Annotated in this window: 31 protein-coding genes; 17 read left to right on the top strand and 14 right to left on the bottom strand. The window is 63.6% G+C overall.

All coding sequences use genetic code 11. The features are described from left to right. Nucleotides 1–39: 39 nt before the first annotated feature. Genes AC01FP_RS07525 through AC01FP_RS07510 form a run of 4 tightly spaced genes read right to left on the bottom strand, consistent with a single transcriptional unit; the run spans nucleotide 40 to nucleotide 2,924 of the window. The gene (locus AC01FP_RS07525) at nucleotides 40–684 is read right to left on the bottom strand and encodes an alpha-ketoglutarate-dependent dioxygenase AlkB family protein (protein WP_474479265.1); all 645 of its coding nucleotides are present in this window, start codon (nucleotides 682–684) and stop codon (nucleotides 40–42) included. Beyond that, nucleotides 677–1,639 (bottom strand): pseudouridine synthase, encoded by a 963-nt coding sequence (locus AC01FP_RS07520; protein WP_474479264.1) that lies wholly within the window; start codon nucleotides 1,637–1,639, stop codon nucleotides 677–679. Before AC01FP_RS07520 ends, AC01FP_RS07525 begins: the two co-directional genes overlap by 8 nt. Nucleotides 1,640–1,646: 7 nt before the next feature. Then, entirely contained in the window at nucleotides 1,647–2,375 is a 729-nt protein-coding gene (locus tag AC01FP_RS07515) for a response regulator transcription factor (RefSeq protein ID WP_474479262.1), read from the bottom strand. Nucleotides 2,376–2,423: 48 nt separating this feature from the next. After that, on the bottom strand, nucleotides 2,424–2,924 hold the full coding sequence (locus AC01FP_RS07510) for a hypothetical protein (protein WP_474479260.1): 501 nt from the start codon (nucleotides 2,922–2,924) through the stop codon (nucleotides 2,424–2,426). Between AC01FP_RS07510 and AC01FP_RS07505 the strand changes: the two genes are divergently transcribed. The 5 genes from AC01FP_RS07505 (at nucleotide 2,923) to AC01FP_RS07485 (ending at nucleotide 8,194) form a co-directional block, all read left to right on the top strand. Further along, nucleotides 2,923–4,077 carry a cysteine desulfurase family protein gene (locus AC01FP_RS07505; RefSeq protein ID WP_474479259.1) on the top strand — a complete coding sequence of 385 codons (1,155 nt, stop codon included), beginning with the start codon at nucleotides 2,923–2,925 and terminating at the stop codon, nucleotides 4,075–4,077. The genes AC01FP_RS07510 and AC01FP_RS07505 overlap by 2 nt on opposite strands. Before the next feature lie 91 nt (nucleotides 4,078–4,168). Beyond that, on the top strand, nucleotides 4,169–4,936 hold the full coding sequence (locus tag AC01FP_RS07500; protein ID WP_474479257.1) for a hypothetical protein: 768 nt from the start codon (nucleotides 4,169–4,171) through the stop codon (nucleotides 4,934–4,936). Between the two features lie 143 nt (nucleotides 4,937–5,079). Further along, the gene (locus AC01FP_RS07495) at nucleotides 5,080–5,808 is read left to right on the top strand and encodes a phosphatase PAP2 family protein (RefSeq protein WP_474479256.1); all 729 of its coding nucleotides are present in this window, start codon (nucleotides 5,080–5,082) and stop codon (nucleotides 5,806–5,808) included. A 13-nt stretch (nucleotides 5,809–5,821) separates the two neighbouring features. Beyond that, complete coding sequence (locus tag AC01FP_RS07490; protein WP_474479254.1) at nucleotides 5,822–7,534, top strand: ArnT family glycosyltransferase; 1,713 nt, start codon at nucleotides 5,822–5,824, stop codon at nucleotides 7,532–7,534. After that, a complete protein-coding gene (locus AC01FP_RS07485) occupies nucleotides 7,535–8,194 on the top strand; it encodes a phosphatase PAP2 family protein (protein WP_474479252.1) in 660 nt (219 codons plus the stop codon). It begins immediately after the preceding gene. A 306-nt stretch (nucleotides 8,195–8,500) separates the two neighbouring features. Here AC01FP_RS07485 and rsmH read toward each other — a convergent pair whose 3' ends face one another. Beyond that, on the bottom strand, nucleotides 8,501–9,382 hold the full coding sequence (rsmH, locus tag AC01FP_RS07480; protein WP_474479250.1) for a 16S rRNA (cytosine(1402)-N(4))-methyltransferase RsmH: 882 nt from the start codon (nucleotides 9,380–9,382) through the stop codon (nucleotides 8,501–8,503). A 203-nt stretch (nucleotides 9,383–9,585) separates the two neighbouring features. Here rsmH and AC01FP_RS07475 point away from each other — a divergent pair, with 203 nt between their 5' ends. Together AC01FP_RS07475 and AC01FP_RS07470 are read left to right on the top strand one after the other, a co-directional pair. Further along, nucleotides 9,586–9,810 carry a ribbon-helix-helix protein, CopG family gene (locus AC01FP_RS07475; protein WP_474479249.1) on the top strand — a complete coding sequence of 75 codons (225 nt, stop codon included), beginning with the start codon at nucleotides 9,586–9,588 and terminating at the stop codon, nucleotides 9,808–9,810. Then, nucleotides 9,807–10,151, top strand: coding sequence for a type II toxin-antitoxin system PemK/MazF family toxin (locus tag AC01FP_RS07470; RefSeq protein WP_474479248.1), 345 nt, complete (start codon nucleotides 9,807–9,809; stop codon nucleotides 10,149–10,151). Before AC01FP_RS07475 ends, AC01FP_RS07470 begins: the two co-directional genes overlap by 4 nt. Before the next feature lie 400 nt (nucleotides 10,152–10,551). Here AC01FP_RS07470 and AC01FP_RS07465 read toward each other — a convergent pair whose 3' ends face one another. Further along, the gene (locus AC01FP_RS07465; protein ID WP_474479246.1) at nucleotides 10,552–11,121 is read right to left on the bottom strand and encodes a hypothetical protein; all 570 of its coding nucleotides are present in this window, start codon (nucleotides 11,119–11,121) and stop codon (nucleotides 10,552–10,554) included. 171 nt (nucleotides 11,122–11,292) lie between these two features. Between AC01FP_RS07465 and AC01FP_RS07460 the strand changes: the two genes are divergently transcribed. After that, entirely contained in the window at nucleotides 11,293–12,477 is a 1,185-nt protein-coding gene (locus tag AC01FP_RS07460) for an NAD(P)H-quinone oxidoreductase subunit H (protein WP_474479245.1), read from the top strand. Continuing rightward, entirely contained in the window at nucleotides 12,467–12,922 is a 456-nt protein-coding gene (locus AC01FP_RS07455) for an acyl-CoA thioesterase (RefSeq protein ID WP_474479243.1), read from the top strand. The genes AC01FP_RS07460 and AC01FP_RS07455 overlap by 11 nt, the downstream gene beginning before the upstream one ends. Here the strand turns inward: AC01FP_RS07455 and AC01FP_RS07450 are convergent. The 5 genes from AC01FP_RS07450 to menA are packed head-to-tail and all read right to left on the bottom strand — an operon-like array spanning nucleotide 12,919 to nucleotide 16,503. Then, nucleotides 12,919–13,053 carry a hypothetical protein gene (locus tag AC01FP_RS07450; protein ID WP_474479242.1) on the bottom strand — a complete coding sequence of 45 codons (135 nt, stop codon included), beginning with the start codon at nucleotides 13,051–13,053 and terminating at the stop codon, nucleotides 12,919–12,921. The genes AC01FP_RS07455 and AC01FP_RS07450 overlap by 4 nt on opposite strands. 31 nt (nucleotides 13,054–13,084) lie before the next feature. Next, nucleotides 13,085–13,351, bottom strand: coding sequence for a TM2 domain-containing protein (locus AC01FP_RS07445; RefSeq protein ID WP_474479240.1), 267 nt, complete (start codon nucleotides 13,349–13,351; stop codon nucleotides 13,085–13,087). Continuing rightward, nucleotides 13,335–14,573, bottom strand: a complete 1,239-nt coding sequence (locus AC01FP_RS07440) for an AMP-binding protein (RefSeq protein ID WP_474479239.1) — start codon at nucleotides 14,571–14,573, stop codon at nucleotides 13,335–13,337. The genes AC01FP_RS07445 and AC01FP_RS07440 overlap by 17 nt, the downstream gene beginning before the upstream one ends. A gap of 5 nt (nucleotides 14,574–14,578) precedes the next feature. Then, a complete protein-coding gene (menC, locus tag AC01FP_RS07435) occupies nucleotides 14,579–15,559 on the bottom strand; it encodes an o-succinylbenzoate synthase (RefSeq protein ID WP_474479237.1) in 981 nt (326 codons plus the stop codon). Beyond that, a complete protein-coding gene (gene menA / locus AC01FP_RS07430) occupies nucleotides 15,556–16,503 on the bottom strand; it encodes a 2-carboxy-1,4-naphthoquinone phytyltransferase (protein ID WP_474479235.1) in 948 nt (315 codons plus the stop codon). The genes menC and menA overlap by 4 nt, the downstream gene beginning before the upstream one ends. Before the next feature lie 71 nt (nucleotides 16,504–16,574). On the opposite strand from menA, the gene AC01FP_RS07425 reads away from it, so the two are divergent. Then, on the top strand, nucleotides 16,575–18,035 hold the full coding sequence (locus tag AC01FP_RS07425; RefSeq protein WP_474479290.1) for an isochorismate synthase: 1,461 nt from the start codon (nucleotides 16,575–16,577) through the stop codon (nucleotides 18,033–18,035). Here the strand turns inward: AC01FP_RS07425 and gshB are convergent. Beyond that, entirely contained in the window at nucleotides 18,005–18,955 is a 951-nt protein-coding gene (gshB, locus tag AC01FP_RS07420; protein WP_474479233.1) for a glutathione synthase, read from the bottom strand. The two genes, AC01FP_RS07425 and gshB, sit on opposite strands and share 31 nt — an antisense overlap. Nucleotides 18,956–18,958: 3 nt before the next feature. Further along, the gene (gene grxC, locus AC01FP_RS07415) at nucleotides 18,959–19,219 is read right to left on the bottom strand and encodes a glutaredoxin 3 (RefSeq protein WP_254935526.1); all 261 of its coding nucleotides are present in this window, start codon (nucleotides 19,217–19,219) and stop codon (nucleotides 18,959–18,961) included. A gap of 186 nt (nucleotides 19,220–19,405) precedes the next feature. Here grxC and prfB point away from each other — a divergent pair. From prfB to AC01FP_RS07385, 6 genes are all read left to right on the top strand, one after another. Further along, a protein-coding gene (gene prfB / locus AC01FP_RS07410; protein ID WP_474479231.1) for a peptide chain release factor 2 occupies nucleotides 19,406–20,534 on the top strand; the annotation gives its coding sequence in 2 pieces (ribosomal slippage) (nucleotides 19,406–19,480 and nucleotides 19,482–20,534; 1,128 coding nt in all). Then, nucleotides 20,527–20,697: a DUF3285 domain-containing protein gene (locus AC01FP_RS07405; RefSeq protein WP_474479230.1), complete on the top strand. Its 171-nt coding sequence runs from the start codon at nucleotides 20,527–20,529 to the stop codon at nucleotides 20,695–20,697. Before prfB ends, AC01FP_RS07405 begins: the two co-directional genes overlap by 8 nt. Nucleotide 20,698: 1 nt before the next feature. Continuing rightward, the gene (gene ybeY, locus AC01FP_RS07400) at nucleotides 20,699–21,217 is read left to right on the top strand and encodes an rRNA maturation RNase YbeY (protein WP_474479289.1); all 519 of its coding nucleotides are present in this window, start codon (nucleotides 20,699–20,701) and stop codon (nucleotides 21,215–21,217) included. Next, nucleotides 21,214–21,651 (top strand): diacylglycerol kinase family protein, encoded by a 438-nt coding sequence (locus tag AC01FP_RS07395; RefSeq protein WP_474479229.1) that lies wholly within the window; start codon nucleotides 21,214–21,216, stop codon nucleotides 21,649–21,651. Before ybeY ends, AC01FP_RS07395 begins: the two co-directional genes overlap by 4 nt. A gap of 23 nt (nucleotides 21,652–21,674) precedes the next feature. Beyond that, a complete protein-coding gene (locus AC01FP_RS07390) occupies nucleotides 21,675–22,265 on the top strand; it encodes an anthranilate synthase component II (protein WP_474479228.1) in 591 nt (196 codons plus the stop codon). 51 nt (nucleotides 22,266–22,316) lie between these two features. Beyond that, nucleotides 22,317–23,054: an MBL fold metallo-hydrolase gene (locus tag AC01FP_RS07385; protein WP_474479226.1), complete on the top strand. Its 738-nt coding sequence runs from the start codon at nucleotides 22,317–22,319 to the stop codon at nucleotides 23,052–23,054. On the opposite strand, the gene AC01FP_RS07380 is transcribed toward AC01FP_RS07385, so the two are convergent. Beyond that, on the bottom strand, nucleotides 23,051–24,127 hold the full coding sequence (locus AC01FP_RS07380; RefSeq protein ID WP_474479225.1) for a pyridoxal phosphate-dependent aminotransferase: 1,077 nt from the start codon (nucleotides 24,125–24,127) through the stop codon (nucleotides 23,051–23,053). The two genes, AC01FP_RS07385 and AC01FP_RS07380, sit on opposite strands and share 4 nt — an antisense overlap. Nucleotides 24,128–24,266: 139 nt before the next feature. Here AC01FP_RS07380 and AC01FP_RS07375 point away from each other — a divergent pair. Then, on the top strand, nucleotides 24,267–24,535 hold a 269-nt coding region (locus tag AC01FP_RS07375; RefSeq protein ID WP_474479223.1), incomplete at its 3' end, for a hypothetical protein.

Here is a 24,535-nt window from a genome sequence, read left to right as displayed (position 1 = left end):
GCAGGAAGCTGACGCCATTATCTGCCGCCCGGCAAGTGATCAGCGGCTGGCCCGCACCACCCGAAACGTCAAATTGAGCCGCTGCTGCTGCAGCCGCAGCCTGCGCGGCAGGGCGTGCTGCCACCACAGCTGGGTGGGGGGCTCCATCAGCAGCAAATCGCCGTTGTGCAACGCCATGTTGAACGGGGTGCAATCGCCAAAACCAGCGGGCAACTGGCAGGCACCGGAGACGACAGCGGCGCGGTGGCGCGGGCTGGGCTGGGGCCGCAAGCGGAAGTCGCGGGCTGCGCCGAGGCTGAGGGAGGCGATCGGCGCTGCGGGATCGAGCTCGGGTTCGTCGTCGGCATGCCAGCCCATGGCATCGCGGCCGTCGCGGTAGCGGTTGAGCAGCAGGGAGTTGAAGCGCCAGCCCGTGAGCTCCTGCAGGGCCTCGCGCAGCTCGGCGGCCGCCGGCGACCAGGGCTCAATCACATTGGCCAGGCCGCTGTAGCTGTAGCCGCAGCCCGGATCGGCCATCCAGCAGGTGAGCCGCGGCAGCAGGTGGCGGCGGCCGTAGAGCGTGATCGCCTCCTGCTTCCAGGGCACCTCGAGCTGCAGGCGCTCCAGCAGCTCAGCCGCGGCAGTGGGGGCCAGCCAGGCCGGCCAGTGGCGCAGGTGCAGGCCCGGAGCTTGAACTTCAGCCATCGGCAGCTCCGCGCAGGGCCTCGGGCAAAGGCGCCTCCAGCGCAAGCAGGCCGCCATCGGGGCAGACCAACTGCAGCCGGTGGGCGTGCAGGTGGTAGCCACCATCGCCTGGCAGGGCCTGGTCGCAAGCCACACCACCCGGCCCGTAGAGCGGATCGCCCAGCAGGGGCGCCCCGGCGGCGGCGGTGTGGATGCGGATCTGGTGGGGGCGGCCGGTGGCGATCGCCACATCCGCCAACCAGGCCCGCTCGCCCCGCTGCAGCAAGCGCAATTCGCTGGAGGAGGTCAGGGCAGCGGGATCGGCGGGGGCTGCGGCCCAGATGGTGCCCAGGCGCCCATGGGCACAGCGACCAATCGGTGTGGTGAGGCTGAGCGGCTGGCCGGGCTCCAGCACCAGCAAGGGGGACTCGGGGACCGGGGGCTGAAGCAGGGCGCGGTATGTCTTGGTGCAGCGGCCTTGCGCCGTGCTCTCCCGCAGCAGGGCACTAAGCCAGGCGCGGCTGGCGGAGCGGCGAGCACACACCAGCAATCCTGAGGTGAAGCGGCCCAGGCGATGCACGGGCCGGGCGCCTGGCCAGCGGGCCTGCAGCTGGGCTAATACTGTGTGCATCAGGAAGCCCCCGGCCGGCAGCACTGGCAAACCGCTGGGCTTGTTGAACACCAGCAGGTCGCCGTCGTCGAACAGGGGGCTGGGCAACACCGGCACGGCCACCTCCTGCCAGGGGGGCCGATGCCAGACCAGTCCATCTCCGGCTGCGAGGGCGACATCGGCCTGGAGCTGCTGGCCGTTCCTGCAGATCTCACCGGCGGCGAGCCGTTGTCGCCACACCGCCCCACTGGAATGGGCATAGCGAGCTGCGTAAAACGCGCTGAGCAGCTGGCCCGCGTCGTGGGGTGTCACGCGGTCGCGGTAGGCGTGGCCCCGGTTCAAGGCCGCCGGCAGCTCAGTCGACAAGACTGGTTCAGTCGACAAGACCGTGCTCGAGGGCGTAGCGCACCAGTTCGGTGCGGCTGGCGGTGCCGGTTTTAATGAATAGACGGCTGACGTATTTCTCGACGTTGCGGATCGAGGTTTCCAGCCGCCGGGCGATCTCTTTATTCATCATCCCCTCGGCCACCAGCTGCAACACGCTGGCCTCCCGCGGCGTGAACACATGCTCGGATGCGCTGGCTGGCTTCATGGCACTTCCCGTGGCTAGCAGGGAGCGAATCTCGGTGATCTGCTTAGACAACTGGCCGATATCGGCGTCAGCGAAGCGGGCCGCCTCCGCCAGCAGGCGCTGCTGGCGCTTGACGACGTTGTTGACCCGGGCCACCAACTCATCGGGATCGAAGGGCTTGGGGATGTAGTCGTCGCAGCCGGCCTGGAAACCTGAAACACGATCGGCCGTCATGCCCTTGGCGGTGAGGAAGATCACCGGTGTGCCACCGAGCCGCTCATCAGCGCGCAGCTTCTTGAGCAGGCCGTAGCCATCCAGGCGCGGCATCATCACGTCGCTGAGGATTACATCGGGCAGCATCTCTTGGGCCACGCTCCAGCCCTCCTCTCCGTCGTTGGCGGTGGTCACCGCGAAGCCCTCATCTTCCAGATAGGCCTTTACCGCCGTGCGCAGGCCGGGCTCATCGTCGACCAGCAGCAGTCGCACGGGCGTCACTTCAGGTTCCTGGGCCGGGGTCAGATCAGGGTTCATGGCGACCACTCTGCAGGTACCAGTCGGCAGGCACCAGTGTGCAGGCGCTCAGCGGAAGCGTCCAGGCACGATCTGCTCGGATTCCCGCAAGCTGCCGCTGTAGCCGAGCAGGCGGGCCAGGGGCCCCAGGCCAGCTGGATCCTTGCCCGCCTGCTCGGGGAAGCAGGTGGCCCACCACACCAAATGATCGATGCGATTGGCGGTCGTGATCTCTCCGCCGGGGTTCAGCTCGCGTATGTAAAGGTTGGCGCCATCGCTGGTAACCCGAATCGGCGCTGAAGGAGTGCAGCGGATCGTTTCGCTGCGCACCTTGACGTCGTTGGGCTGCTCATCCCAAAGCTTGATGCGCCACAGCCCGGGAACCTTGGCATCAGCCACGGCCCCATAAACGCCAATCGCCTGCTTGCCGCCCAGGCCGGGGCGCTCCTGCAGCAGCAGCAGTCCTGGCGGCCGGGCATCCTCGGGCCGCACCCCGCCGCCCTCAGCCCAGCTGGGTGGCGCCAGCACTGCTGCAAGGGCCACCAGCAATAGGGTTCTGGTTGGCAACATGGAAGCCTGCAAGCACCCCATGCTCGCCTACCTCGACCACCACGCCACCACTCCCTGCGCTCCGGCGGTGGTGGCGGCGATGGCGCCCTGGTGGAGCGAGCACTGCGCCAACCCAGCCAACCGTCTTTATCGCCCGGCCCTAGAAGCTGCCGCCGCCGTAGAGCGGGCCCGGGGCCAGCTGGCCCGAGTGCTGGGCAGCAGCGCCGAAACCGTGATCTTCACCAGCGGCGCCACCGAAGCCAACAACCTGGCCCTCAAGGGGGTGTGCGAAGCGGCCCTGGCAGCTGGCAACCCCCGGCGGCGGCTGGTGAGCCTGGTGAGCGAACACCGTGCCGTGCTCGACCCCCTGGCCTACCTGGGGCGCCATGGGTTTCCGGTGAGCCTGGTGCCCATCCAGGCCGATGGCCTGGTGGATCTGGCCCAGCTGGCGGCCGCCCTCGGCGACGACGTGCTGCTGCTGAGCGTGATGGCCGCCAACAATGAAATCGGCGTGCTCCAGCCCCTGGCCGCCATCGCCGCCCTCTGCCGGCAGCGGGGAGTGCTGCTGCACGTGGACGCGGCCCAGGCCGCCGGCCACATCCCGCTTGCCATCGACGAACTGGGCATCGACCTGCTCAGCCTCAGTGGCCACAAGTTTTATGGACCCAAGGGGATAGGAGCCCTGCTGGTGCGCCCGGGGCTCCAGCTGGCTGCCCAGCTCCATGGTGGCGGCCAGCAGGACGGCCGCCGGGCCGGCACCCTGCCCGTGCCCCTGGTGGTGGGGCTGGGCCAAGCGCTGCTGGGGGCTGAGGCTGATCGGGAGGAGCGGGCCGGGCGGCTGGGGGACCTGCGGGACCAGCTCTGGGTCGGGCTGGAAGCCCTGGGCGGCATCGAGCTCAACGGCACTGGCGCACCCCGTTTGGCCCACAACCTGAACGTAACGGTGCATGGGGTGGATGGCACGCGCCTGCACCGGCTGCTGCGCCAGCGGCTCGCCGTGAGCAGCGGCTCGGCCTGCAGCCAGGGCTCCCCCTCCCACGTGCTGGCCGCCCTGGGCCGCAGCCGTCAGCAGGCGGCCGCCTCGATCCGCTTCGGGCTGGGGCGTGGCAGCAGCGATACCGAGATCGCCCTGGCCATAGAAACGGTCGCGGCAGCGGTGCGGGAGCTGCGCTGAGGGCACAGGCCAGCGGCACCGTTCAAAGCTTCACAACTGGGATGCGCCCTGCTGTCTTCATAGCTACTGTCCGGCCCATCTGCCCTTGATCATGGCCCTCACACCCTCCAGCGAAAGCCGACTGCACGTGCTCCAGGCCGTGGAAGAGGGCTGGGCTGCTTTTTGCCGCGCCCCCTGGGCTTTTTTGCTGTTTGAGGCCCTCTCCGCCCTGATCCTGCTGCCCTTCGCCGCCCTGGCCGCCGTGGGTGGAGCTCGCCTAGCCAATTTTGATGAAGTGATGGCTGTGCACCCCACCGGCGCCTGGGCCGCCCTGATCGTGGGCTTGATCGGCTATGTGATCGTGGCCCTGTGGACCGTGGTTGGCCTGACCCGTGGCGCCTGGCTGAGCCTGGAGGGCCGCAAGCCCTGCTTCGCCGACTTCACCCGCTGGGACCGTCCCGCCAGCGCCCGCCTGCTTAGTTCAGGCATCCTGCTGGCGATCGTCATAGCCGTGGCCGGTGCGATCGGCACCCTGCTCGGAGCAGGCCTGGGCAAGCTCAACGAGGCCCTAAGCGTGCTCCCCATGATCGTGGTGGCGATCTTCTACATCTGGCTGCTGGTCACCCAGAAGTTCCTGGTGCAGGTGTCGCTGCTGGGCACAAATAATCCCACCAACACCATTGGCTCTGGCGTGAACGGAGTGAATCCCAGCTGGTGGCTGGTGCTGTGGCTCGGAATCGTCGAGGGCGTGATCCACACCATCGGCGCCCTGTTCAGCTACGGCGGCCTGCTGGTGGTGGTGCCCCTGGTGCTGTGCATCTCCACCGCCGCCTTCCGCCAGCTGTTTGGCGCCGAAGACCGCACCGGCCTGATCGGCTAACATTTAAAAATTCAACAAGAGTGCATCGAGCCCTCAAATTTAGGGCGACCTTAAGGTTCGGCAAAAAGAGGCCCGTTGTGCTCAACAGCACAATCCCGACAAAACCCTTGCGACCACAATAAGACTTAGCTATAGATTTATCTGTGCCTCCGATTGCCAGCAGTCTAAAAGCACAAGTAAAATATCTTAATTACCTAATAATAGGTCCTCAGGCACCCCCCTTTAATTCATCACTTCTGCGTCAACGAGCAGCAAAACTCGCCATTCTGCTGGTATGCGTTGGGCTTTTGGCATTCACGATTGACGTACCGATTGCCCTGCTTACCTCAACACACCCGCTACCGAAAGAGATTAGCAATATCCTCCGCCTTGCAGAAATAGGAGGCCACGGCACTGGTGCAGCAATGATTCTCATTGCGGCTCTAGCGATAAAGCAACTCAACTGGTGTAAAAAGAGGGACCGATTAATTGCCTGCCAACTAATCGCCGGAAGTTACCTTGGAGGATTAATAGTTGACCTTCTAAAGCTAAAGATAAATCGCGTAAGGCCCCATTCGGCACTGCTTAATCTACGAACCAGCTTTCTCGACACTTTCGGGCAAGAATTACTCAAACCGGATTCCGTTAGCAGATCTGCCCTAATGAGCTTTCCCTCAGGGCATGCGGCAGTAGCGGCAGGACTTGCAGTTTCACTCTGCTGGTTTTACCCAAGAGGCAGATCAGTATTCATAGTCCTTGCAATACTTGCATCATTTCAGAGAATAAACAGCCTATCACATTTCCTAAGCGATATTTGCATAGGCGCAGCAATAGGAATAGCAGGGGCGTTGGTTTTCGCTCCCACACCCAATCATGCTGACCGAGGCCAATGAGCCGGCAATATAAATGAAGATTTTATTCCAAAAAGTTCACAACTGGATCAGAGTCAAGATCCAGGCTAATGATATTACCGCTACATTAATACTGGTTTTACTGTGTTTATTTCTATACCTTCCAGGCATCTCAAGCCTACCAGCCACGGATCGAGATGAATCCCGATACATGCAAGCAACAAAGCAAATGGTGGCGACTGGAAACGTAGTCGATATTCGCTTTCAAGACAAACCACGATACAAAAAACCTGTGGGCATTTACTGGCTGCAAGCAACTGCCAGCAGAATGGCCAAACAAATAGGAATAGCCCCCACTGAGCGCAGCCCCTATCGATTGCCCTCCACAATTGGAGCAACAAGCGCTGTTTTGTTTCTCTATTTGGGATTTAGAAAAATAGTCGGCAATCTCCAGTCATTTTGCGCCGCAGTTCTACTGGCATGCAGCCTTTTAATCGTAGTTGAGGCTCATCTTGCAAAAACTGATGCAATGCAACTGGCTGCCATAGTTGCCATGCAGGCCGGCCTCGCACAGATTTATTGCATGCCTAAGGTTCATGAGCTTCTACGCGCACGCATATTCTTTTGGCTCGGTCTCGGTGTCGCATTATTGATCAAAGGGCCGGTCGCACCCGTTCTTGCCTCACTCACCTTGGCATGGATCTGCTGGAAAGATCGCAGCATCTCAACCTTAGTAAAAATACAACCATGGCCCTGGCTACTAGTCCCTTTAATATTAATTACCCCATGGCTTTTCAGCATTCAGGCACTTAGCGATGGGCAATTTGTACAAGATTCTATCCACCAGGATTTTTTTAGCAAAATTGTCAGTGGGCAGGAAAGCCATGGTGCCCCACCAGGAACATATCTGTTAATCACACCATTTTTGCTCTGGCCTGCTTCCTGGCTATTGCTTCCCAAGGCTTGGGCAGGACTACGGAGATCTTCAGAAGCCCTTAGCCGTACAACACAATTCCTGTGCGGTTGGCTCGTGCCAGCTTGGATTATATTTGAATTAGTACCCACAAAGCTGCCTCACTATGTATTACCTCTAATCCCACCTCTATGCCTTTTGGCAGGGATTGGCATCATTCAACCCGATCGACTGCAAGATGGTCCTTTGCTTAGGCTATCTAAATGGCCACAAAGGATTGGGATGTTTGCCTGGATAGCTTCGGGCTTAGCTCTCGCTATTGGCATACCCCTACTAAGCATTTGGGCTAGCGGTAGCATAACCATTGCCGCACTCCTAATAGCTCTGACTTGCATCTTCAGCATATTGGCATTAGGGAAAATCAAGACCCCCAAAAGACAGCTATATGCTTCGGCCCTATCTGCAGTCGTTGTTTTTGGGCTTATTTTTGAAGCTTTTCTGCCAAACCTAAATAATGTTTGGCCAGCAGAACAAATTAAATCAATTATTGACTCCAACAATTTTGGCACATTGCCCGTCGCCGCTGCCTCATACCACGAGCCTAGCTTGGTCTTCAATCTGGGCACAGACACAACATTGACTGATCTTGATGGGATAATGCAGCATGCCGCAAAACATCCATCATCCATTTTAATAGTTGAATCAAAAGACGTCGATAAAACGAGAGAACAACTTTCGCCCATTAGCAATGTATTCATCCTGGGAACATATAGCGGATTTAATTATTCCAAAGGGAGGCCTACCAATCTTTCAGTCCTAAAAAGTGATTGGATCAAAACAGATAAATCTAAATAAATGGGCAACCAAGACGCAGCCATAAGAAAAATACTATTCTCCTGCTTGTTGGTTGGAATTATCATAGCGGTTGGCGATTTCAAGATCCTATCCTTCTTTAAATCGAATGCCTGGGCCTTAAAAGGAGACGTTTACTATCTTCTCAGGATTGGTGGAAGTATGTGGACATGGTTATTGATTTCAATTTCGATAGCACTGGCATTTCCCCGGTCAGATTCTGCATCTCCTTTAAGACTTAGGGTTGAGAGAGGAAGCGTATCATTAAAAATGGCTGCCATATCGATCTGTCTTAGCGCCGGCCTAGGAGGGCTTATTGCAGAATTTTTGAAGCTGATTATTCGCAGAGAGCGTCCGATTGATCAAGAAGTTTATGTATTCCGGGCCTTCTCCGAACGAGCCTGGTCAACAAGTGGACTAGGACTGCCGAGCTCACATGCCGCAGTTGCTTTTGGTGGAAGTCTCGCCTTGATAACAATCTTCCCAACCCTGCGATGGCCCGCACTGGGGATGGCGATTGGCTGCGGATTCACAAGAATCAGCAGCGGCGCCCATTACCCAACCGATGTAGCAGCTGGAGCCTTGGTCGGCTGCTTTGCTAACTATCTTGCAGGGCTTTGGCTAAGAAGAGAATCATGGAAGCACAATCGGACAAGCAAATAAAAGTGTTTTAAATCAATAATAGATTCAATAGGTTACCTATCAGGGTCGCGCAGCTTGCGAGCAATTACGCGGCATCTTTCGAGCTGATCTATCGAGAGCGCCTGGGATTGATAGCTTCGCGCGCAGTGGTAAATCTCGTTAATACCTGCTTCATACTGAATACTGCCCATAAGAGTAGAATTGAGTGCGCCCCCCATAACGGATCCAATCACGAATGTGGCAAGCGCCAGCGAATTTGCTTGTTTCTCTTCCATGGGCAAATTGAATTCCTCAGACGTCCTTACATAGCATCTAGTCATCCTCCAGCTACTCACTGCGCCGCTGTGCCACCCGCAGCCGGGCGCTACGGCTGCGCGGATTGGCTTCGGCCTCCTCGGGGCTGGCCTTAATCGCCTTGCGCGTTACCCGCTCCAGCCGAGCGTCGGCCAGAAAGGCCGTTTTCACCCGCCGATCTTCAAGGGAGTGGAAGCTGATCACAGCCAGCAGCCCGCCTGGCTCCAGCCAGTTGGAGGCGTTGTGCAACAGCTTGTCCAACACCCCCAACTCATCGTTTACGGCAATGCGCAGGGCCTGAAAGGTGCGTGTGGCTGGATGGATGCGGCCGCGGCGCGCCGCCGGTGGATAGCAACCGGCCACCAGGTAGGCCAGCTCGGCGGTATGGCGCGGCTGTTCGGCATTCCCCCAGGGCCCCTGCTCCTTGATCCGCCGGGCAATCCGCCGCGACAATCGCTCCTCGCCGTAGCCATAGATCAGATCTGCCAGCTCGCTCTCGCCGGCACTATCAAGCAGCTCCCCAGCCGTTTGGCCGCGCTCGGGGTTCATGCGCATATCCAACGGCCCCTCGAGCCGGAAGCTGAAGCCCCGGGCCGCCACATCCAGCTGGGGACTGCTCACCCCCAGATCAGCCAGCACCGCTACGGCCGGCTCCGCAGGGATGTAATCGGCGAAGTTGGCGGCCACGATTGTGACCCGATCGCCAAATGGGGCGAGGCGCTCGGCGGCGGCGGCACGGGCGCTTGGGTCCTGGTCCAGCCCCACAAGTCGCAAGCCGGGATTGGCCTGCAGCAGCAGCTCGCTATGGCCGCCGCCGCCGAGGGTGCAGTCGATCAGCAGGCCTGCTGGCAGGCAAGCAAAGCCCGCCAGCACCGCCTCGGCCAGCACGGGTTGGTGGCTGAAGGTCTGTTGCAACTGGGAAGGAGCCGGCAATGGGCACGACAGCAAAGCATCCGGACAGGCTGGCATCAGGCAAGCCACCGTCTGGCGGCCATGACCTGCCTATCCAGCTCATGCCCGGATCTTGTTTCCCTTTCTTGGCCAAAGTTCTTAAGGGGGGCTCGACGGCCGACACCCAACCAAGTTAGCGTTGAACAAAATGTTGAACAGGTGAGGCGATGGCGCTTGGTGTGCGCGTAGAGCCTGAACTGGAACGGCGGCTGGATCAGCTGGCCCAGCAGCTGGGCAAGACCCGCAGCGCCTGCATCCGCGACGCCATCAGCCAATATCTGAGCCGCCACGGCGACGCTTCCGAAGCCCGCCGCCAATCGGAGCACCTCTGCCAGCAGGAGCCGCCCCATTGGAGTGAGCAGGTACCCGACTGGAACGACTGGACCGCATGACCCCAACCGCTCTGCGCCGCGGCACGGTGGTGACCGTGGCCAGCCCCGGCGCCTATTCCGGTAAGCCTCGGCCCGCGGTGGTGGTTCAGGCGGATCGCTGGCTGCAAGCCCATCCCAGCGTCACCCTCTGCCCGCTCACCAGCACCATCAGGCAGGCACCCCTGGTTCGGATCGCCGTGGATCCTTCGCCGCGCAATGGCCTGCGCAAACCCTCCCAGCTAATGGCCGACAAGCTCTTCACCGTGCCGCTCGCTGCCGTGGGAGAGGTGGTGGGGCAGCTGGAGCCCGATGTGCTGGTGGATCTGGATCTGGCCCTACGCGGCTGGCTGGAGTTGCCCTGATCCAGGCGCCACGCATCATTACTGTCAAGCCAGCGCCGAACTCGCCGACGAGCTGAACCAAATTCAGCCGCTGGTGAACTTTTGACTGCCATCGCCCCCGCCCGTGCCCTTCCCTCGGATGGCCCAGGGCTCGCCGAGCCATTGGCAATCTGCAACCGGTTCAGCGCCCTGAATATGCAGAAAATGCATATTCAGGGCCTTGTTGGGAGGCCAACCCAAGCATCAAAACCGCCCAGAAGGACCACAAACCCTGCTTTGAGGTGATGCAGAACATGGACGGGAAGCGGAGGCCCTCTGTAACGGGAGCTTTGGGAGCTCACCCCAGGTCGGCCAACACCGCCACAGCAGGCTCGGCAGGGACGTAATCGGCGAAGTTGGCGGCGGGATCAGCCATGGCCACTCAGCGGCGGCGGCGGTGGGGAGAAGCCCAGCGGGCGAGCCGCTGGCCCAAGCCATGGCGAAAGCGACCCCACCAGCTGGGCGCAGGGCAAAAGCGGCGGCAGAGATCGGGCAGCTCCCGTTCCAGTTCGGGGTGACCAAGCACCTGCAGCAGGGTCTGCAACAGACCGAGTTCCGCCGCTGTTCCCTGGCCATCCGCCGCCGCAAACAGGCAGTAGCAGCGGGCAATCGCTAGCTGCTGGCTGGGGTCTGAGATGGCCGCAAGGCTGGCGGCGATCCGCTTGGGATCGGGTGAGCCATGCAGATCCGCGCTCTGGCGCTGGGCATCGCTGAGGCGCAGGCTCTTGAGGCAGAAGTAAAAAAGCTCCCACTCCTCCTGGTCGAAATCGCCATCGGCCATGCTGAGGGCCCGGGCGCCCTGCAGGATCGCCAACCCCACCTGGCTGCTCTCCTCCCCGGTGGGCAGCACTGCCGTGAGGCTGTCGATGAGCAGCTGGCGCTGCCGGGCTGCCCGGAGCTGGTGTGGAGCCAGCAGCCAGCGCGAGAGGGCTGCCGCTGCCGGTGCCGCCATTTTTCGCAAAGGCGCTGGCTGGTGCTGACCCATGGTTAGCGCGGATTCAACACTGCCCCAACAAGTTTAGGAGCCGTATCCGGGGGCGCTGCTGCGATCTTCGCCGGCACGGATCGTCTGGCGGGCCCTTCCTTCCTAAGATCTCTGCAAAGCGCTTAACCCCACGGCCCCATGACGCAGCTGGAGACGCGCACGGAGCCGATGGTGGTCAACTTCGGCCCCCACCACCCCTCGATGCACGGGGTGTTGCGGCTGGTGGTGACCCTCGATGGCGAGGACGTGGTCGATTGCGAGCCGGTAATCGGCTACCTGCACCGCGGCATGGAGAAGATTGCCGAAAACCGCACGAACGTGATGTTTGTGCCCTACGTGAGCCGCATGGACTATGCGGCTGGCATGTTTTACGAGGCGATTGTGGTCAACGCCCCGGAGCGGCTGGCCGATGTGCCCGTGCCCAAGCGGGCCAGCTACATCCGCGTGCTGATGCTGGAGCTCAACCGCATCGCCAACCACCTGCTCTGGCTTGGCCCCTTCCTGGCCGATGTGGGCGCACAAACGCCATTTTTCTACATTTTCCGCGAGCGGGAGATGATCTACGACCTCTGGGAAGCGGCCACCGGCCAGCGACTGATCAACAACAACTATTTCCGCATCGGTGGTGTAGCCGCAGACCTGCCCTACGGCTGGCTGGAGAAGTGCCTCGACTTCTGCGACTGGTTTGGTCCCAAGATCGACGAATACGAAAAGCTAATTACCAACAACCCGATTTTCCGCCGCCGCATCGAAGGGCTGGGCGTGATCAGCCGCGAGATGGCGATCAACTGGAGCCTCTCGGGCCCAATGTTGCGCGCCTCGGGCGTGCCCTGGGACCTGCGTAAGGTGGATCACTACGAGTGCTACGACGACTTCGACTGGGACGTGGTCTGCGAACAGGAGGGCGACTGCTACGCCCGCTACCGGGTGCGCGTCAAGGAAATGCGCGAATCGCTGAAGATCCTGCGCCAGGCCTGCGCCATGATTCCCGGTGGAGCCACCGAGCATCTGGAAGCCCGCCGCATGGCAGAGGGCAAGGGCAGTGAGTTTTCCGGCTTTGATTATCAATACGTGGCCAAGAAAGTGGCCCCCACCTTCAAGATTCCCCAGGGTGAGCTCTACACCCGCCTGGAATCTGGCAAGGGCGAAATCGGGGTGTACCTGCAGGGCAACAATGATGTCACTCCCTGGCGCTTCAAGATCCGCGCCGCCGACTTCAACAACCTACAAATCCTGCCCCACATTCTCAAGGGGGCCAAGGTGGCCGACATCATGGCCATCCTGGGCTCCATCGACGTGATCATGGGGTCGGTTGATCGCTGATTCCAGCAGCTGGCTGCTGCTCTGCCGCACCGTGCGCTTCGGGGACACGGACGCCGCCGGGGTGATGCATTTCCACCAGCTGCTGCGCTGGTGTCACGAAGCTTACGAAGAAAGCCTGGAGAGCTATGGCCTGCCTGCCGCTGAAATCTTTCCCACCCCGGGGCAGATACCACCTATTGCCCTGCCGCTCGTGCATTGCAGCGCCGACTTCCTCGCTCCCCTTGCCTGCGGCGACCCCTTAGCAATCCAGCTGGAACCCCGGCGCCTGGATTCCGGCAGCTTCGAGGTGCACTACAACTTCCGCAGCGGCGAGCGGGCCGCAGCCAAGGCACTAACCAGGCACCTGGCGATCGAGACGGCCAGCCGCCGGCGCTGCCCGCTGCCAGCTGGGGTGCAGCGCTGGCTGGAAGCATCGAGCCTGGGCCAGGGCATCCAGCCCCTTTAGGGCCGGCTAAACACGTAAAGCAGAGCCGCCAACTGCAGGGGCAACAGGGCCGCCATCAGCGCCAGCGGATGCAGGCCGTCGTGGGGGATCGCTTCAGCAATACCAAAACTCAGGGCACCCGCCCCAGCCAACAGCAATAAAACCGGAGCCTGGGATAAGGCTTCAGAACCAATCTTTTTGGCCATCTAAATACTCAGCTTCAAATTCAGCATTTGATTTCGTCAAATAAATAACGCCCTCAACAATGCCGCTTACTTGAAAAATAAAATAACCAACCCCGCAGGTCAGCAGCGACAACACCAACATGATCACAGCCGGCTTGGTGTACCCCAGGATGAATTTGTGCACCCCAAAGGCGCCCAGAAAAATTCCGGTGAGACCCGCCGCCAGCTTCTTGTTGCTGATCTCGCTCTCAGACAGGCTCGACATCGACTGACGCAGGAGAGACGACCTGAACAGCTTTTAGCTGATCAACCCAGGCCCGCCAACGATTTCGTTGCCATTTGCCCAGCTCCGCTGGCGCCAGCTCGGGGCAGTGCAGCCACCGGCACGGGCGCTCGGCCGGCGCCCAGGAATCACAAAGCAGCTGCAACGCCAACTGCAGCTCCTGCCAACCCTGCTGGGGCGAGCTGGGCCGCACTAGGGCCACCAGGCGCTGGCCCCAATCGGGATCATCGATTGGCAACAGCAATAGGGCCTGCAGTGGCAAGCCGGAGGCCTGGGCCAGCTGCGTTAGCCGCTGCTCCAGCAGCTCGGGGAAAACAGTTTCACCGCCGCTGTGAATGGCCCCATCAAGGCGTCCCAGTAGCTCCAGCCCCGCTGGGCCCAGCCGGCCAGCGTCGCCACTGCGCCACCAGCCATCGGCCGTGCGCGGCAGGGGCTGGAGCCGGCCAGCCTCCAGCCAGCCCGGGCTGAGCCGCTCGCAGCGCACCTCAACGGCCTGCTCCGCGCCAAGCCGCAGCTGCACATCTGCCAAGGGGACGCCGCAACCCGCCGCGCCCGCCAGGAAAGCCTCCGGCGCCAGGGCACACACCATCGCCGCCGTTTCCGTGGCCCCGTAGCAAGGGGCGAGCCGCAACCCGGCCAGCCTGGCCCGCTCCGCCAGCGCCGGTGGCAGCGGCGCCCCACCCACCCAAATCAATGCCAAACGCTGCAGCCAGGCCACGCCCTCGGCAGCAGCCAGCAGCCGCTGCAGCTGGGTGGGCACCAGGGAAAGCAAGGCCGGGCGGTCTGGATCCAGCGGGGCAGCCGCAGCCAACCGAGCCGGATCGCGCATCCAGGCCGGATCGAGGCGCTGGTGGCCGGCGCCCCAGTGCTGGGCCCGCACCCAGGGCAGCAAGCCACTGACGTGGTGCAACGGCAGGGGGTTGAGCTGCAGGCAAGCCGCAGGCTCTAGGCCCAACCCCTCCAGCCAGCGGCCAGTGGCTCCCGCCGAAGCCTGCAGGTGGGCCAGGGGCTGCAGGCACCAGCGGCGACCGCCCGTGCTGCCGCCACTACCCAGCACCACCCCTGGCCCCCAACGCTCCTGCAGGGGGCCAAGGCCATCGGGCCCGATCGCCGCCGCTAAAGCCTGCTGGTCGCTGGCAGCCGGGCCCGCCAAGGCCGCCAGGCGGCCGGCATCCCAGAGCTTTTGCAATTGCTCGGGCGTCATTGCGGCTAGCCTGCGGCGGGCTGGCCTGCAGCAGTCCACACCGCTGCCGGATCGGCGCTGGCTAGTGCCCCGGGGGCTTGCCAGCCCGGCGCCAAGCCCGGTGCCGCCGGTGTGGGGCCTTCGGCCTGCAGGGCAGCTAGATGCTCGAGCCAGCGCCGGCCGATGCCGGTTTCAAAGGCTGTGCTGAGCATCAGCCGCGGCCTGCCCCGCTCCAGGGCCGCCAGCAGCTCTCGAGGGTCCCCCTCCTGGCTGGGGCGGCGCACCTGCCAGCCCGGCCAACTGCAGCGCAGGCCAGGGTCGCACTGCAACGATTCATCTAGAGCCACGGGCACCTGGGCCGCCAAGGCCTCCAGGCCCGCCTGGTCGGCCGGGGCCAGGGGCTGCTCCAGCCACTGCAGCCGCGGCTCTCCCGCCAAACGCCCGGCCCAGGCCGCCGCCGTGGCCCGGCTCCAGCCGCCATTGGCATCAAGGCGCAGGCGGGCGGTTGCTGGCAGGCGCTGCAGCAGCTGCTCCAGCAGCTCGCGCTCCAAGCCATCGGCGCAAACGGCCAGCTTCCACTTGAACACCGGAGCCGGCCCCAGCTCGGGTTCCAGCTGGTCCAAAACCTCAATGGCGGCTGGTCCTGGCGGCAGCAGCCGCGCCGCAGGGGGCGGCGGCAGCCAGCGGCGCTGCGGCAAGCCGGCCAGCTCGGCCAGGGCAGCCCCGAGGGCAAAGGCAAGGGTTGGGGGCAACTGGCCCGCCTGCAGCAACCTCTCGAGTTCGGCTGCCCCGTAGCTGCCATCTAAAGCAGCGAGGGCCGCCGCCAATGGCTCCAGCTGGCCAGCGAGGGGCGCAGCCTCGCCCCAGCCCAGATCGCCCTCGGGGCTCTGCAAGCGCAGCAGCCAGCCGCGCCGCTGCTGCACGGTGCCTGCAGCCGTAACCAGGGGCTGGGGCAGGGCGAAGCCGAAGGGCCGCCACCGCAACTGCAGCAGGCCCCCCTGGCTCATCCTGTGAAGCGCCCCAGGGCCAGGCCCAGGGCCAAACCCAAACCGTTGAGCGCCTGAAAGCGCAGGGCCAGAAATTTGCTGCCGCTGATCCGCCCAGGCTCGCCATGGTGGCGCTGCAACAGGGCGATCAGCTGACGGGCCGGCGGCAGGCCGATCACGCCGAGCAGGGCCGTGAGCGGCCACTGGCCCAGCAGCACCGGCGCCCACTGCAGGCCCAAACAGCCGGCCACAAACCAGGGCACCAGCCCCGAGGCAGCCTCCGTACCCAGATGCACCACCGGCGAGCGCTTGCCATGGGCGGCGTCCTCATCAACCTGGTGGAAATGGGAGCAGAACAGCACCAGGGCGGTGGCGAGGGCCGGGCCACTGCCAAGGGCCAGGGCGATGCGCCAGGGCACCCCGCTGGCCCCCGCGGGTGCCAGGGCCAGCAGGCCGGCGGCGGTGGCCAAGGGGCCGAAAGCGAGCCAACAGAGGGGCTCACCCAGGCCCCGATAGCCCAGCCGAAACGGCGGCCCCTGGTACAGGTAGCCCAGGCCGCAGCAGGCCAGCACCAAGGCCAGCACCGCCGGGCTGCTGCACCAGGCCACCAGCGCCATCAGAGCCAGGCCCAGCAGCAGGCAGCCGTTGGCCAGCCCGGCCACCCGATCGCGCCGGCCGGTGAGGTTCACCACGGAATGGGGCTTGCCGTTGGCATCTACGCCGGTGTCGGCATCAAAAACATCGTTGGCCAGGTTTTCCCAGGCCAGCAGCAGCACCGCCGCCAACAGAAACAGCAGCAACTGGTCGAGACGCACCGGCTCCGCCCGGCCGAAGCGCCAGCCGGCGGCCAGAAGCACCGGCATCACCGCCACCGCGTACATCGGCCACTTGATCGCCGCCTGCCACAGCCGGCGGCGATCAACGGAATTGGCGTAACGGCTTGCGACGACCTTGGGCTCAGTCATGGGGGCCGCAGGCGGCAGCCACTGCAGGGCCCATACATTTGAGCAGCTCTTCGTCGCGGCCCCGGCCCTTCCTGGTGCAGGCCCCTTCTTCCTTCACCGATTCAACGGGTGATTCATTCACCAGTTTGCTGGCCGCCGCCAACGAGCGGGCGCGCCAGCTGGAGGAGGAGGGCGTCCTCAGCCTGGCCCTGCCCCTGGCCGGCGGCGACCCGATGCTGCTGCTACCCCATCTGGAGCCCGAGGCTGAAGCCCTGGCTTCAGGCGGCGACAGCTTCCGCTTCCTCTGGGATGGGGCACCGGGGCTCTGCATTGCCGCCGCCGGACGCACCAACAGCCTCGAGCTCAGTGGGCCACGTCGCTTTGAGCTGGCCCAGCGGTTTGCCAGCGCCTGCCTCAGCCGCCTAGCCACCCCGGAGAGCGGCCCGCCCCTGGCCCGGCCGCGAGTGCTGCTGGCCTTCGGCTTCTTTGAAGCGCCCCTGCAGCCGGGACCTACCGCCATCCCTGGCGTACAGGCCGTGCTGCCGCGCTGGCAGCTGAGCCGCCAGGGCCAGCACTGCTGGCTGCGGCTGCAGCGCAGCCTCGGCGGCGGCGTAACACCGCGGCAGCTAGCCGAAGAGCTGTGGGAGCAAGCTCGCCGGCTGGAGCGCCTGGTGCAACAGCAAGACGGGCTGGAGCCGAGGGCTGTCAGTCGCATCGCCATCCGCCGCAGTTCGCCATGGCAGGAGAGCTACCGCTCCGCTGTTGAGCGGGGCCTGGAGCGGGTGGAGCGGGGCGAGCTGGAAAAAGTGGTGCTGGCCGTGCGCCAGGAGCTGCAGCTTGAGGCCGCGCCCCATCCACTGGCCCTGCTGGCCCCCCTACGGCGCCACCAGAGCGGCAGCTGCCGCTTTCTGTGGCAGCAAGCCCATGGAACTGCCCTGATCGGCGCCTCCCCCGAACGGTTGCTCACGGTGCGTCAGGGGCAACTGCGCAGTGATGCCCTAGCGGGCACCGCCCCAGCTGGAGAGCAGGCCGCAGGGCTGCTGCACTCCTGCAAAGATCGCCATGAGCATGAGCTGGTGGTGGACACGATTACCGCCGTGCTCGCCAGAGCGGGCCTCAACCCGCGGCGACCGCGCCATCCACGCCTGGCCCGCCACGGCCAACTGGTGCACCTACACACCCCGATCACGGCGGCCCTGGGCCAGCATCAGGCCCTGAGCATCGCCGCCGCCCTCCATCCCACCCCCGCCGTAGCCGGCCTGCCGCGTCGCGAGGCGATGGCCTGGCTGCGCAGCCTGGAGCCCTTCGAGCGCGGCCACTACGCCGCCCCAATCGGCTGGATCGACAGCGCCGGCGACGCCGACCTGCGGGTGGCGATCCGCAGCGGCACCCTGCGAGGCGACCGGCTCGAGCTCACCGCCGGTGCTGGCCTAGTGAGGGGTTCAACAGTGGAGCGGGAGCTGCAGGAGGTGGCCCTGAAGCTGGGCGTACTGCAGCAGCAGCTCAGCTGCGCCACCGACCATCAAGCAGCCAGCAGCCGCGCCATCGTCTGATCCGCCAGCGGAATCCCGGCCAGCCGCTCCACCTCGCGCACGCCGGTGGGGCTGGTCACATTGATCTCGCTGAGGCGGCCATCGATCACATCGATGCCCACAAAAAACAAACCTTCAGCCCGCAACGCGGGCGCCAGCTCGGCGCAGATGGCTCTTTCAACTGCAGTGAGCTCAGTGACCTCCGGGGCACCGCCCACGGCCAGGTTGCTGCGGAACTCGCCACCGGCGGGGATGCGATTCACAGCGCCCAGGGGCTCGCCATCCACCAGCAGGATGCGCTTATCTCCAGCACTCACTCCTGGCAAAAAGGCCTGCACCATCACCGGCAGCTGCTCCTGGCCGGTCACCAGCTCCAGCAGGGCCCGCAAGCCTGGCGTTGCTGCAGAAGCAAATACCACCCCCTGGCCAGCTCGACCCCCCAGGGGCTTGAGCACCACCTCACCATGCTCGGCGGTGAAAGCGGCCAGCGCCGTCACCCGACTAGCCACCAGGGTTGGTGCCATTAGCTGGCTCCAACGCAGGGAACTGAGTTTTTCGTTCCAGGCCCGCAGCGAAGCGGGCCGGTTGAGCACCCGCACCCCCTGGCGCTCCGCCAAATCCAGCAGGTGGGTGGCATAGAGGTAGGCCTCATCCACGGGTGGGTCCTTGCGCATCCACACCCGCGGGAAGGCGGTGAGGGGCCGCAGCTGGGGATCGCCCAGGCCATACCAACTGGCTGCGCCATCCGGCTGGGGCTCAAGTGGCTGGGCCACCGCCCAGGCGCCATGGCCCCCGGGGCCATCGGCGGCAGAAAGATCGGCGATGGTGCACACCCACACCTGCTCGCCCGCTCGCTGGGCCGCCTGCATCAGGGCAACGCTGGAATCTTTGGCTGGATTAAGCCGGGCGATCGGATCGATCACGAACAGTTGGGATGCCACCGCTCAGCTCGCCAGCAGAACGTCGAGCTGACCGGAGCGCTCGAGGGCATGCAGGTCGTCGCAACCGCCTACGTGCTGGCCATTGATAAAGGTCTGGGGCACGCTGCGCCGCCCACCGCTCTTGGCCGCCATCGCCGAGCGAGCCGCCTCGTCACCATCGATGGCGAATTCGGCATAAGCCACCCCCTTACGGTCGAGCAGGGCTTTGGCGCGCACGCAGAAGGGACAGGCCCGCCAGGTGTAGATCTCAACGGTGGCGGCCATCTCGACGGTCCTATGGGTGTTTGGAGATCGTAGAAGCGAGCCAGGGGCGTGGACTCGGGAGCCTTGCGCCCAAATCAATTAGCTAAGCCAAGCCTTAGTCAACCAACAAAACCCCTTCCCCCCTCCTCCTCGTACCGACAGCCCTGGCCAGCGCTGATACCGTCAAGTAACTATTTAGCTGCACCGGTGCTCGATCTCACCGACTTCAAGCGTGACCTCTCCGAGCTCACTGACCGCCTGGGCCACGCCCAGGACTGTCTTTGACGTACCGGCCCTGAAAGCTCGCCAACAGGATCTGGAGCAGCTGGCCTCCCAAAGCGACTTCTGGGACGACCAGAAGCAGGCTCAGCTCAAGATGCGCCAGCTCGATGAGGTGAGGGCCCAGCTTGAGCAATTGGCGAAATGGCAGGCCAGCGTCTCCGATGGGGAGGCCACCGTGGAGCTCTACGGCCTCGAGCCGGATGAGGAGCTGCTGGCTGAATCCAACCAAGCCCTGCAGTCACTTAAAACCGACCTGGACCGTTGGGAACTGGAGCGCCTGCTCTCTGGCCCCTACGACAAGGAGGGTGCCGTGATCAGTATCAACGCCGGCGCCGGCGGCACCGACGCCCAGGACTGGGCCCTGATGCTGATGCGCATGTACACCCGCTGGGCCGAAGACCACGACATGAAGGTGAGCGTGGACGAGCTCAGCGAGGGGGAGGAAGCGGGAATCAAGAGCTGCACGATTGAGATCGAGGGCCGCTACGCCTACGGCTACCTGCGTAACGAAAAGGGCACCCACCGGCTGGTGCGGATTTCGCCGTTCAATGCCAACGACAAGCGCCAGACGAGCTTCGCCGGAGTTGAGGTGATGCCCCAGATCGAGGAGGATGTGAAGCTCGACATCCCCGACAAGGACCTTGAGATCACCACCTCGCGCTCCGGCGGTGCCGGCGGCCAGAACGTCAACAAGGTGGAAACGGCCGTGCGCATCCTGCACATCCCAACAGGCCTGGCCGTGCGCTGCACCCAGGAGCGCTCCCAACTCCAGAACAAGGAAAAGGCGATGGCCCTATTGATGGCCAAGTTGCTGGTGATTGCCCAGGAGCAGCGGGCTTCCGAAATCGCCGACATCCGCGGCGACATTGTGGAAGCGGCCTGGGGCAACCAGATCCGCAACTATGTATTTCACCCCTACCAAATGGTGAAAGATTTGCGCACCCAGCAGGAAACCACCGACGTTCAGGGCGTCATGGACGGCGATCTCGATCCCTTTATCCAGAGCCTGCTGCATGCGGGCGTCGACGTGGCCGGAGGTAGCAGCGATGACTGAACCCCAGCCCAGCGAAAATCCCAGCTTCGTCAAGTTGGCGATGCGCAACATGGTGCGTAAGGGCCGCCAAAGTCTGTTTCACTTCGGGCTTACGGCCCTGGGCCTCAGCGGCTTCTTGCTGCTGATTGCCTGGCTTGGCCGCCCCCAGCTGCCCGGAGGCTGAGATGGCCGCTCCGATCGATCTCGACCTGGCCTTTAGCGCTGATCCCGATCTGCCCCTCCCCCTGCAGCAGGCCGGTGCCATTTATTGGCAGTCGCTGATGAGCACCTGGCTACAGCAGCTGGCCCCGGAGCTCCCTGCTGGCCTGCAAGCCCCCGCCTACAGCCTGGGGCTGAGCCTGGTGGCTGACGCCGAAATCGCCGAGCTCAATGCCGATTGGCGCCAGAAAGAAGGCCCCACCGACGTGCTGGCCTTCGCCGCCCAGGACGAAGCGACCGATGGCACCCCGCCGATGCCGGCATCCTGGGAGGCGGAGCCCCTGGAGCTGGGCGACATCGTTATCTCCGTAGAAACGGCAGACCGCCAAGCTCCAGACCACTGCCACAGCCTGGAGCAGGAGCTGCTATTTCTGGCCAGCCATGGCCTGCTGCACCTGCTGGGCTGGGACCACCCCGACGAGCCGAGCCTGGCGGCAATGCTGGCGCGCCAGATGGGGCTAATTAAGGTGCCAGCTAAGCCATGACAAATCTGCGCCCCTTACCGACCCCAGAGACCAGGGGGCGCCGCCTCAGGGCCAGGGCCTGGACGGTGGCCAGTGATCTGCCGGCGAGTTTTCGTTATGCCGCTCAAGGCCTGGCCTACGGCTTTGCCAGCCAGCGCAACTTCCGCATCCACGTGATCACCGGCGCCGTGGTGTTCGGCCTGGGGCTGTGGCTGCAACTACCCACGGCCCAGCTGGCGGTGCTGGTGCTCACCGTGGCGGCGGTGCTGGTGCTGGAGCTGCTCAACACCGCCACCGAAGCGGTGGTGGATCTGGCCATCGGCCGCCAGTTCCATCCCCTGGCCAGGATCGCCAAGGATTGCGCCGCCGCTGCGGTGCTGGTGGCGGCCCTGTCGTCGCTAATGATCGCCCTGCTGCTGCTCGTGCCACCCCTGCTTACCCGGCTGGGCCTTTGAATAGGGGCAGGCCAGGCGCGGCGATGCTTCTCGTTCTCGACAACTACGACAGCTTCACCTTCAACCTGGTGCAGTATCTGGGCGAGCTAGCCGCCGAGCACCCCATTGCCGCCGAACTGCGGGTGGAGCGCAACGACGCCCTCAGCCTCGAGCAGATCCGAGAGCTGGCCCCAGCCGCCATCTTGATTTCACCAGGGCCTGGCGATCCAGATCAGTCGGGGGTATGCCTGGAGGTGCTGCAGCAGCTCAGCCCCACCATCCCCACCCTGGGGGTGTGCCTGGGTCACCAGGCGATCGCCCAGGTGTACGGCGGCAAGGTGGTGCGGGCCAAGGAGCTGATGCACGGCAAGACGTCGCCGGTGCACCACAGCGACCAAGGCGTGTTTGAGGGTCTGCCCAACCCCCTCACCGCCACCAGATATCACAGCCTGATCGCCGAGCGCGAATCGCTGCCCGACTGCCTCGAGATCACCGCCTGGCTCGACGACGGCACGATCATGGGCCTGCGCCACCGCCACTTTGCCCACATTCAGGGGGTGCAATTCCACCCCGAAAGCGTGCTCACCCAGGAGGGTCACGCGCTGCTTGCCAACTTTCTGCGCCAGGTCAGCTAGCCAGACCCAGTAAATGAGTTGGGTTAGCGTCACAGCGACTGCTGCCTCTCCATGCGCTCGCTGCCCACCTTCGCTGCTCTCAGCTTGAGTTCGCTCGGTCTGGGCGCCGCATTGCTGGCATCCGGCCCAGCCCTCGCAGGCAGCGGCGTCACGATTACCAGCTACGGCCACAGCGCCCTGCTGATCAGTGGCGGCGGTGCCAGCGTGCTCGTTAACCCCTTTAAAGCCGTGGCCTGCGCCGCCGGCCTGGCCGAACCCCGGGTGAGTGCCACGGTGATCCTGGCCAGCAGCCGACTACTGGATGAGGGCGCACCGGTGGCCAGCGGCAAGATGCTGGTGGATCCAGGCTCCTTCAAGGTGGGTGGCCTTGCCATCGAGGGCATTGCCGGTCCCCACGATCGCGTTGGGGGGCGCCGCTTCGGCCAATCCACCCTGTGGCGCTGGAAGCAGGGTGGCCTGGACATCGCCCATCTCGGCGGCACCGCGGCCCGGCTCAGCCCCGCCGACAAGGTGATGCTGGGTCGCCCCGACGTACTGATCATCGGCGTGGGTGGCGGCGCCAAGGTGTACACCGGTGCCGAAGCCGCCGAGGTGGTGCGCGAGCTCCAGCCCCGCCGCGTGATCCCGGTGCAATTTGTCAGCGGCAAAACAACCCCTAAAGACTGCGACCAAACCACGCTGCAACCTTTCCTTGATGCGATGGCCGGCACCCCGGTGAAGCGCCCTGGCCGCACGCTCAGCCTGCCGGGCAAACTCGGCGATGGCATGGTGATCGAGGTGATGCGCTAAGCGGCCTGCAGATAGGTAGCCCAGAAACGCTGCATCTGCTCGGTAGTGCCAAGGCTCACCCTCAAGGAGCCGTCGATCAAAGGTTTGGTGGCCATCGAGCGCACCAAGATGCCCGCCTGCCGCAGGCGCTGCTCCACCTCCTCAGCCGGGCGCTCGGGCCAGATCAGCAAGTAATTACCACCCGCAGCGTGGTGCCGCACACCAGCCCCTTGCAACTGCTGCACCAACCAGGTGCGGGCCCGCAGCACTTCGGCCACATAGCTATCTACATAGGCCTGGTCCGCCAGGGCCGCATGGGCGGCAGTCACCGCGAAACTATTGATGTCATAGGGGCCTGTAACCCGAGCGATGCGATCCACAACTGGCGCAGCGCCAATGGCAAAACCGATGCGCAGACCCGCCAGGCCGGCCGTCTTGGCAAGGGAGCGCAGGACCAGCAGATTCGGGGTGGCAGCAAAATTGGCAGAAGGCAGCACACTGTCGCCAGTGAAGGCCTCATAGAGCTCATCCACGACCACCAGGGTGCGGGGCGCCGAAGCCGCCAACTCCAGAATCAGCTGCGGTGCAAGTCGGGTGCCGGTGGGGTTGTTGGGATTGCAAATCAGCAGGATGCGTGGGCAGCCCTGCAATGCCGCCCGCAGCTCCTCCAGGGGGAAGCCAAAATCCGGCAGCCGGTACGGGATGGCCTCGATCGCCATGCCCTGCATCTGGGCGCAGGGGGTGTAGTAGCCGAAGGTGGGGCTGGTGGTGAGCAGGGTGTCGCCACGATCGCCGTAGGCGTGAAAGATGGCATGGATCGCCGCATCGACCCCGTTGAACAGGCCGATCTGGCTGGGCGCCAATCGCAGGGCCAGGTTTGCCACCACGGCCTGGCGCAGGCCGTCGTATTCGGGATAGATGGCGTATTGCTCAGCCGGAATGGCGCGGATCGCAGCCACCACCTGCGGGCTTGGGCCCATCGTGTTTTCGTTGAAATCGAGCCGCAGCATCCCCCGCCGCCCCTCCAACGGTGCGCTGTAGGCCTTGAGGCCTTCAACCTCGGGGCGCGCCTGGGGAAGGCCTGGAATCAACATAGGACTACCCGTAGAGTTATCAGCATAAGCACTGAACTTTTGTCTCGACAATCCAAACCCGATAACTTCGCAGCCTTAGTTGCCGGTCGCGTCGTCAAACTCGCAAATTACAGATCAAAGGATTAAATGAGGTCACATCTTGAAAAATTATCAACCAGCGGGCAGCCCAGATTACAAGGTTATCGACTGCTCAATTTTTTTCAATGAGCTTGATTTGCTTAGGCTAAGAATAAGAATTTTAGACGATTTTGTGGACCACTTTGTAATAGTTGAAGCCAGGCAGACATTCACGGGCCTCCCAAAAAAGTGCATCCTAGACACCAAAAGTGCCCATGATATTGCGAGCAATCCCAAGGTAACCATAAAAATAGTTGACCTCCCTGGCGGCTGCGACTCGCCATGGGAAAG

The organism is Cyanobium sp. NIVA-CYA 375 (assembly GCF_056108345.1).
This window is presented reverse-complemented; position numbering and strand designations above follow the sequence as displayed.

Coding starts and splice junctions, on each gene's coding strand:
- AC01FP_RS07485 (WP_474479252.1), top strand. CDS start 7,535: ATGGGCAACCAAGACGCAGCCATAAGAAAAATACTATTCTCCTGCTTG.
- AC01FP_RS07510 (WP_474479260.1), bottom strand. CDS start 2,924: ATGTTGCCAACCAGAACCCTATTGCTGGTGGCCCTTGCAGCAGTGCTG.
- AC01FP_RS07405 (WP_474479230.1), top strand. CDS start 20,527: ATGACTGAACCCCAGCCCAGCGAAAATCCCAGCTTCGTCAAGTTGGCG.
- AC01FP_RS07470 (WP_474479248.1), top strand. CDS start 9,807: ATGACCCCAACCGCTCTGCGCCGCGGCACGGTGGTGACCGTGGCCAGC.
- AC01FP_RS07465 (WP_474479246.1), bottom strand. CDS start 11,121: ATGGCGGCACCGGCAGCGGCAGCCCTCTCGCGCTGGCTGCTGGCTCCA.
- AC01FP_RS07380 (WP_474479225.1), bottom strand. CDS start 24,127: ATGTTGATTCCAGGCCTTCCCCAGGCGCGCCCCGAGGTTGAAGGCCTC.
- AC01FP_RS07390 (WP_474479228.1), top strand. CDS start 21,675: ATGCTTCTCGTTCTCGACAACTACGACAGCTTCACCTTCAACCTGGTG.
- AC01FP_RS07490 (WP_474479254.1), top strand. CDS start 5,822: ATGAAGATTTTATTCCAAAAAGTTCACAACTGGATCAGAGTCAAGATC.
- AC01FP_RS07500 (WP_474479257.1), top strand. CDS start 4,169: ATGGCCCTCACACCCTCCAGCGAAAGCCGACTGCACGTGCTCCAGGCC.
- AC01FP_RS07385 (WP_474479226.1), top strand. CDS start 22,317: ATGCGCTCGCTGCCCACCTTCGCTGCTCTCAGCTTGAGTTCGCTCGGT.
- AC01FP_RS07505 (WP_474479259.1), top strand. CDS start 2,923: ATGGAAGCCTGCAAGCACCCCATGCTCGCCTACCTCGACCACCACGCC.
- AC01FP_RS07525 (WP_474479265.1), bottom strand. CDS start 684: ATGGCTGAAGTTCAAGCTCCGGGCCTGCACCTGCGCCACTGGCCGGCC.
- AC01FP_RS07445 (WP_474479240.1), bottom strand. CDS start 13,351: ATGTCGAGCCTGTCTGAGAGCGAGATCAGCAACAAGAAGCTGGCGGCG.
- ybeY (WP_474479289.1), top strand. CDS start 20,699: ATGGCCGCTCCGATCGATCTCGACCTGGCCTTTAGCGCTGATCCCGAT.
- menA (WP_474479235.1), bottom strand. CDS start 16,503: ATGACTGAGCCCAAGGTCGTCGCAAGCCGTTACGCCAATTCCGTTGAT.
- grxC (WP_254935526.1), bottom strand. CDS start 19,219: ATGGCCGCCACCGTTGAGATCTACACCTGGCGGGCCTGTCCCTTCTGC.
- AC01FP_RS07460 (WP_474479245.1), top strand. CDS start 11,293: ATGACGCAGCTGGAGACGCGCACGGAGCCGATGGTGGTCAACTTCGGC.
- AC01FP_RS07475 (WP_474479249.1), top strand. CDS start 9,586: ATGGCGCTTGGTGTGCGCGTAGAGCCTGAACTGGAACGGCGGCTGGAT.
- AC01FP_RS07515 (WP_474479262.1), bottom strand. CDS start 2,375: ATGAACCCTGATCTGACCCCGGCCCAGGAACCTGAAGTGACGCCCGTG.
- menC (WP_474479237.1), bottom strand. CDS start 15,559: ATGAGCCAGGGGGGCCTGCTGCAGTTGCGGTGGCGGCCCTTCGGCTTC.
- AC01FP_RS07440 (WP_474479239.1), bottom strand. CDS start 14,573: ATGACGCCCGAGCAATTGCAAAAGCTCTGGGATGCCGGCCGCCTGGCG.
- AC01FP_RS07395 (WP_474479229.1), top strand. CDS start 21,214: ATGACAAATCTGCGCCCCTTACCGACCCCAGAGACCAGGGGGCGCCGC.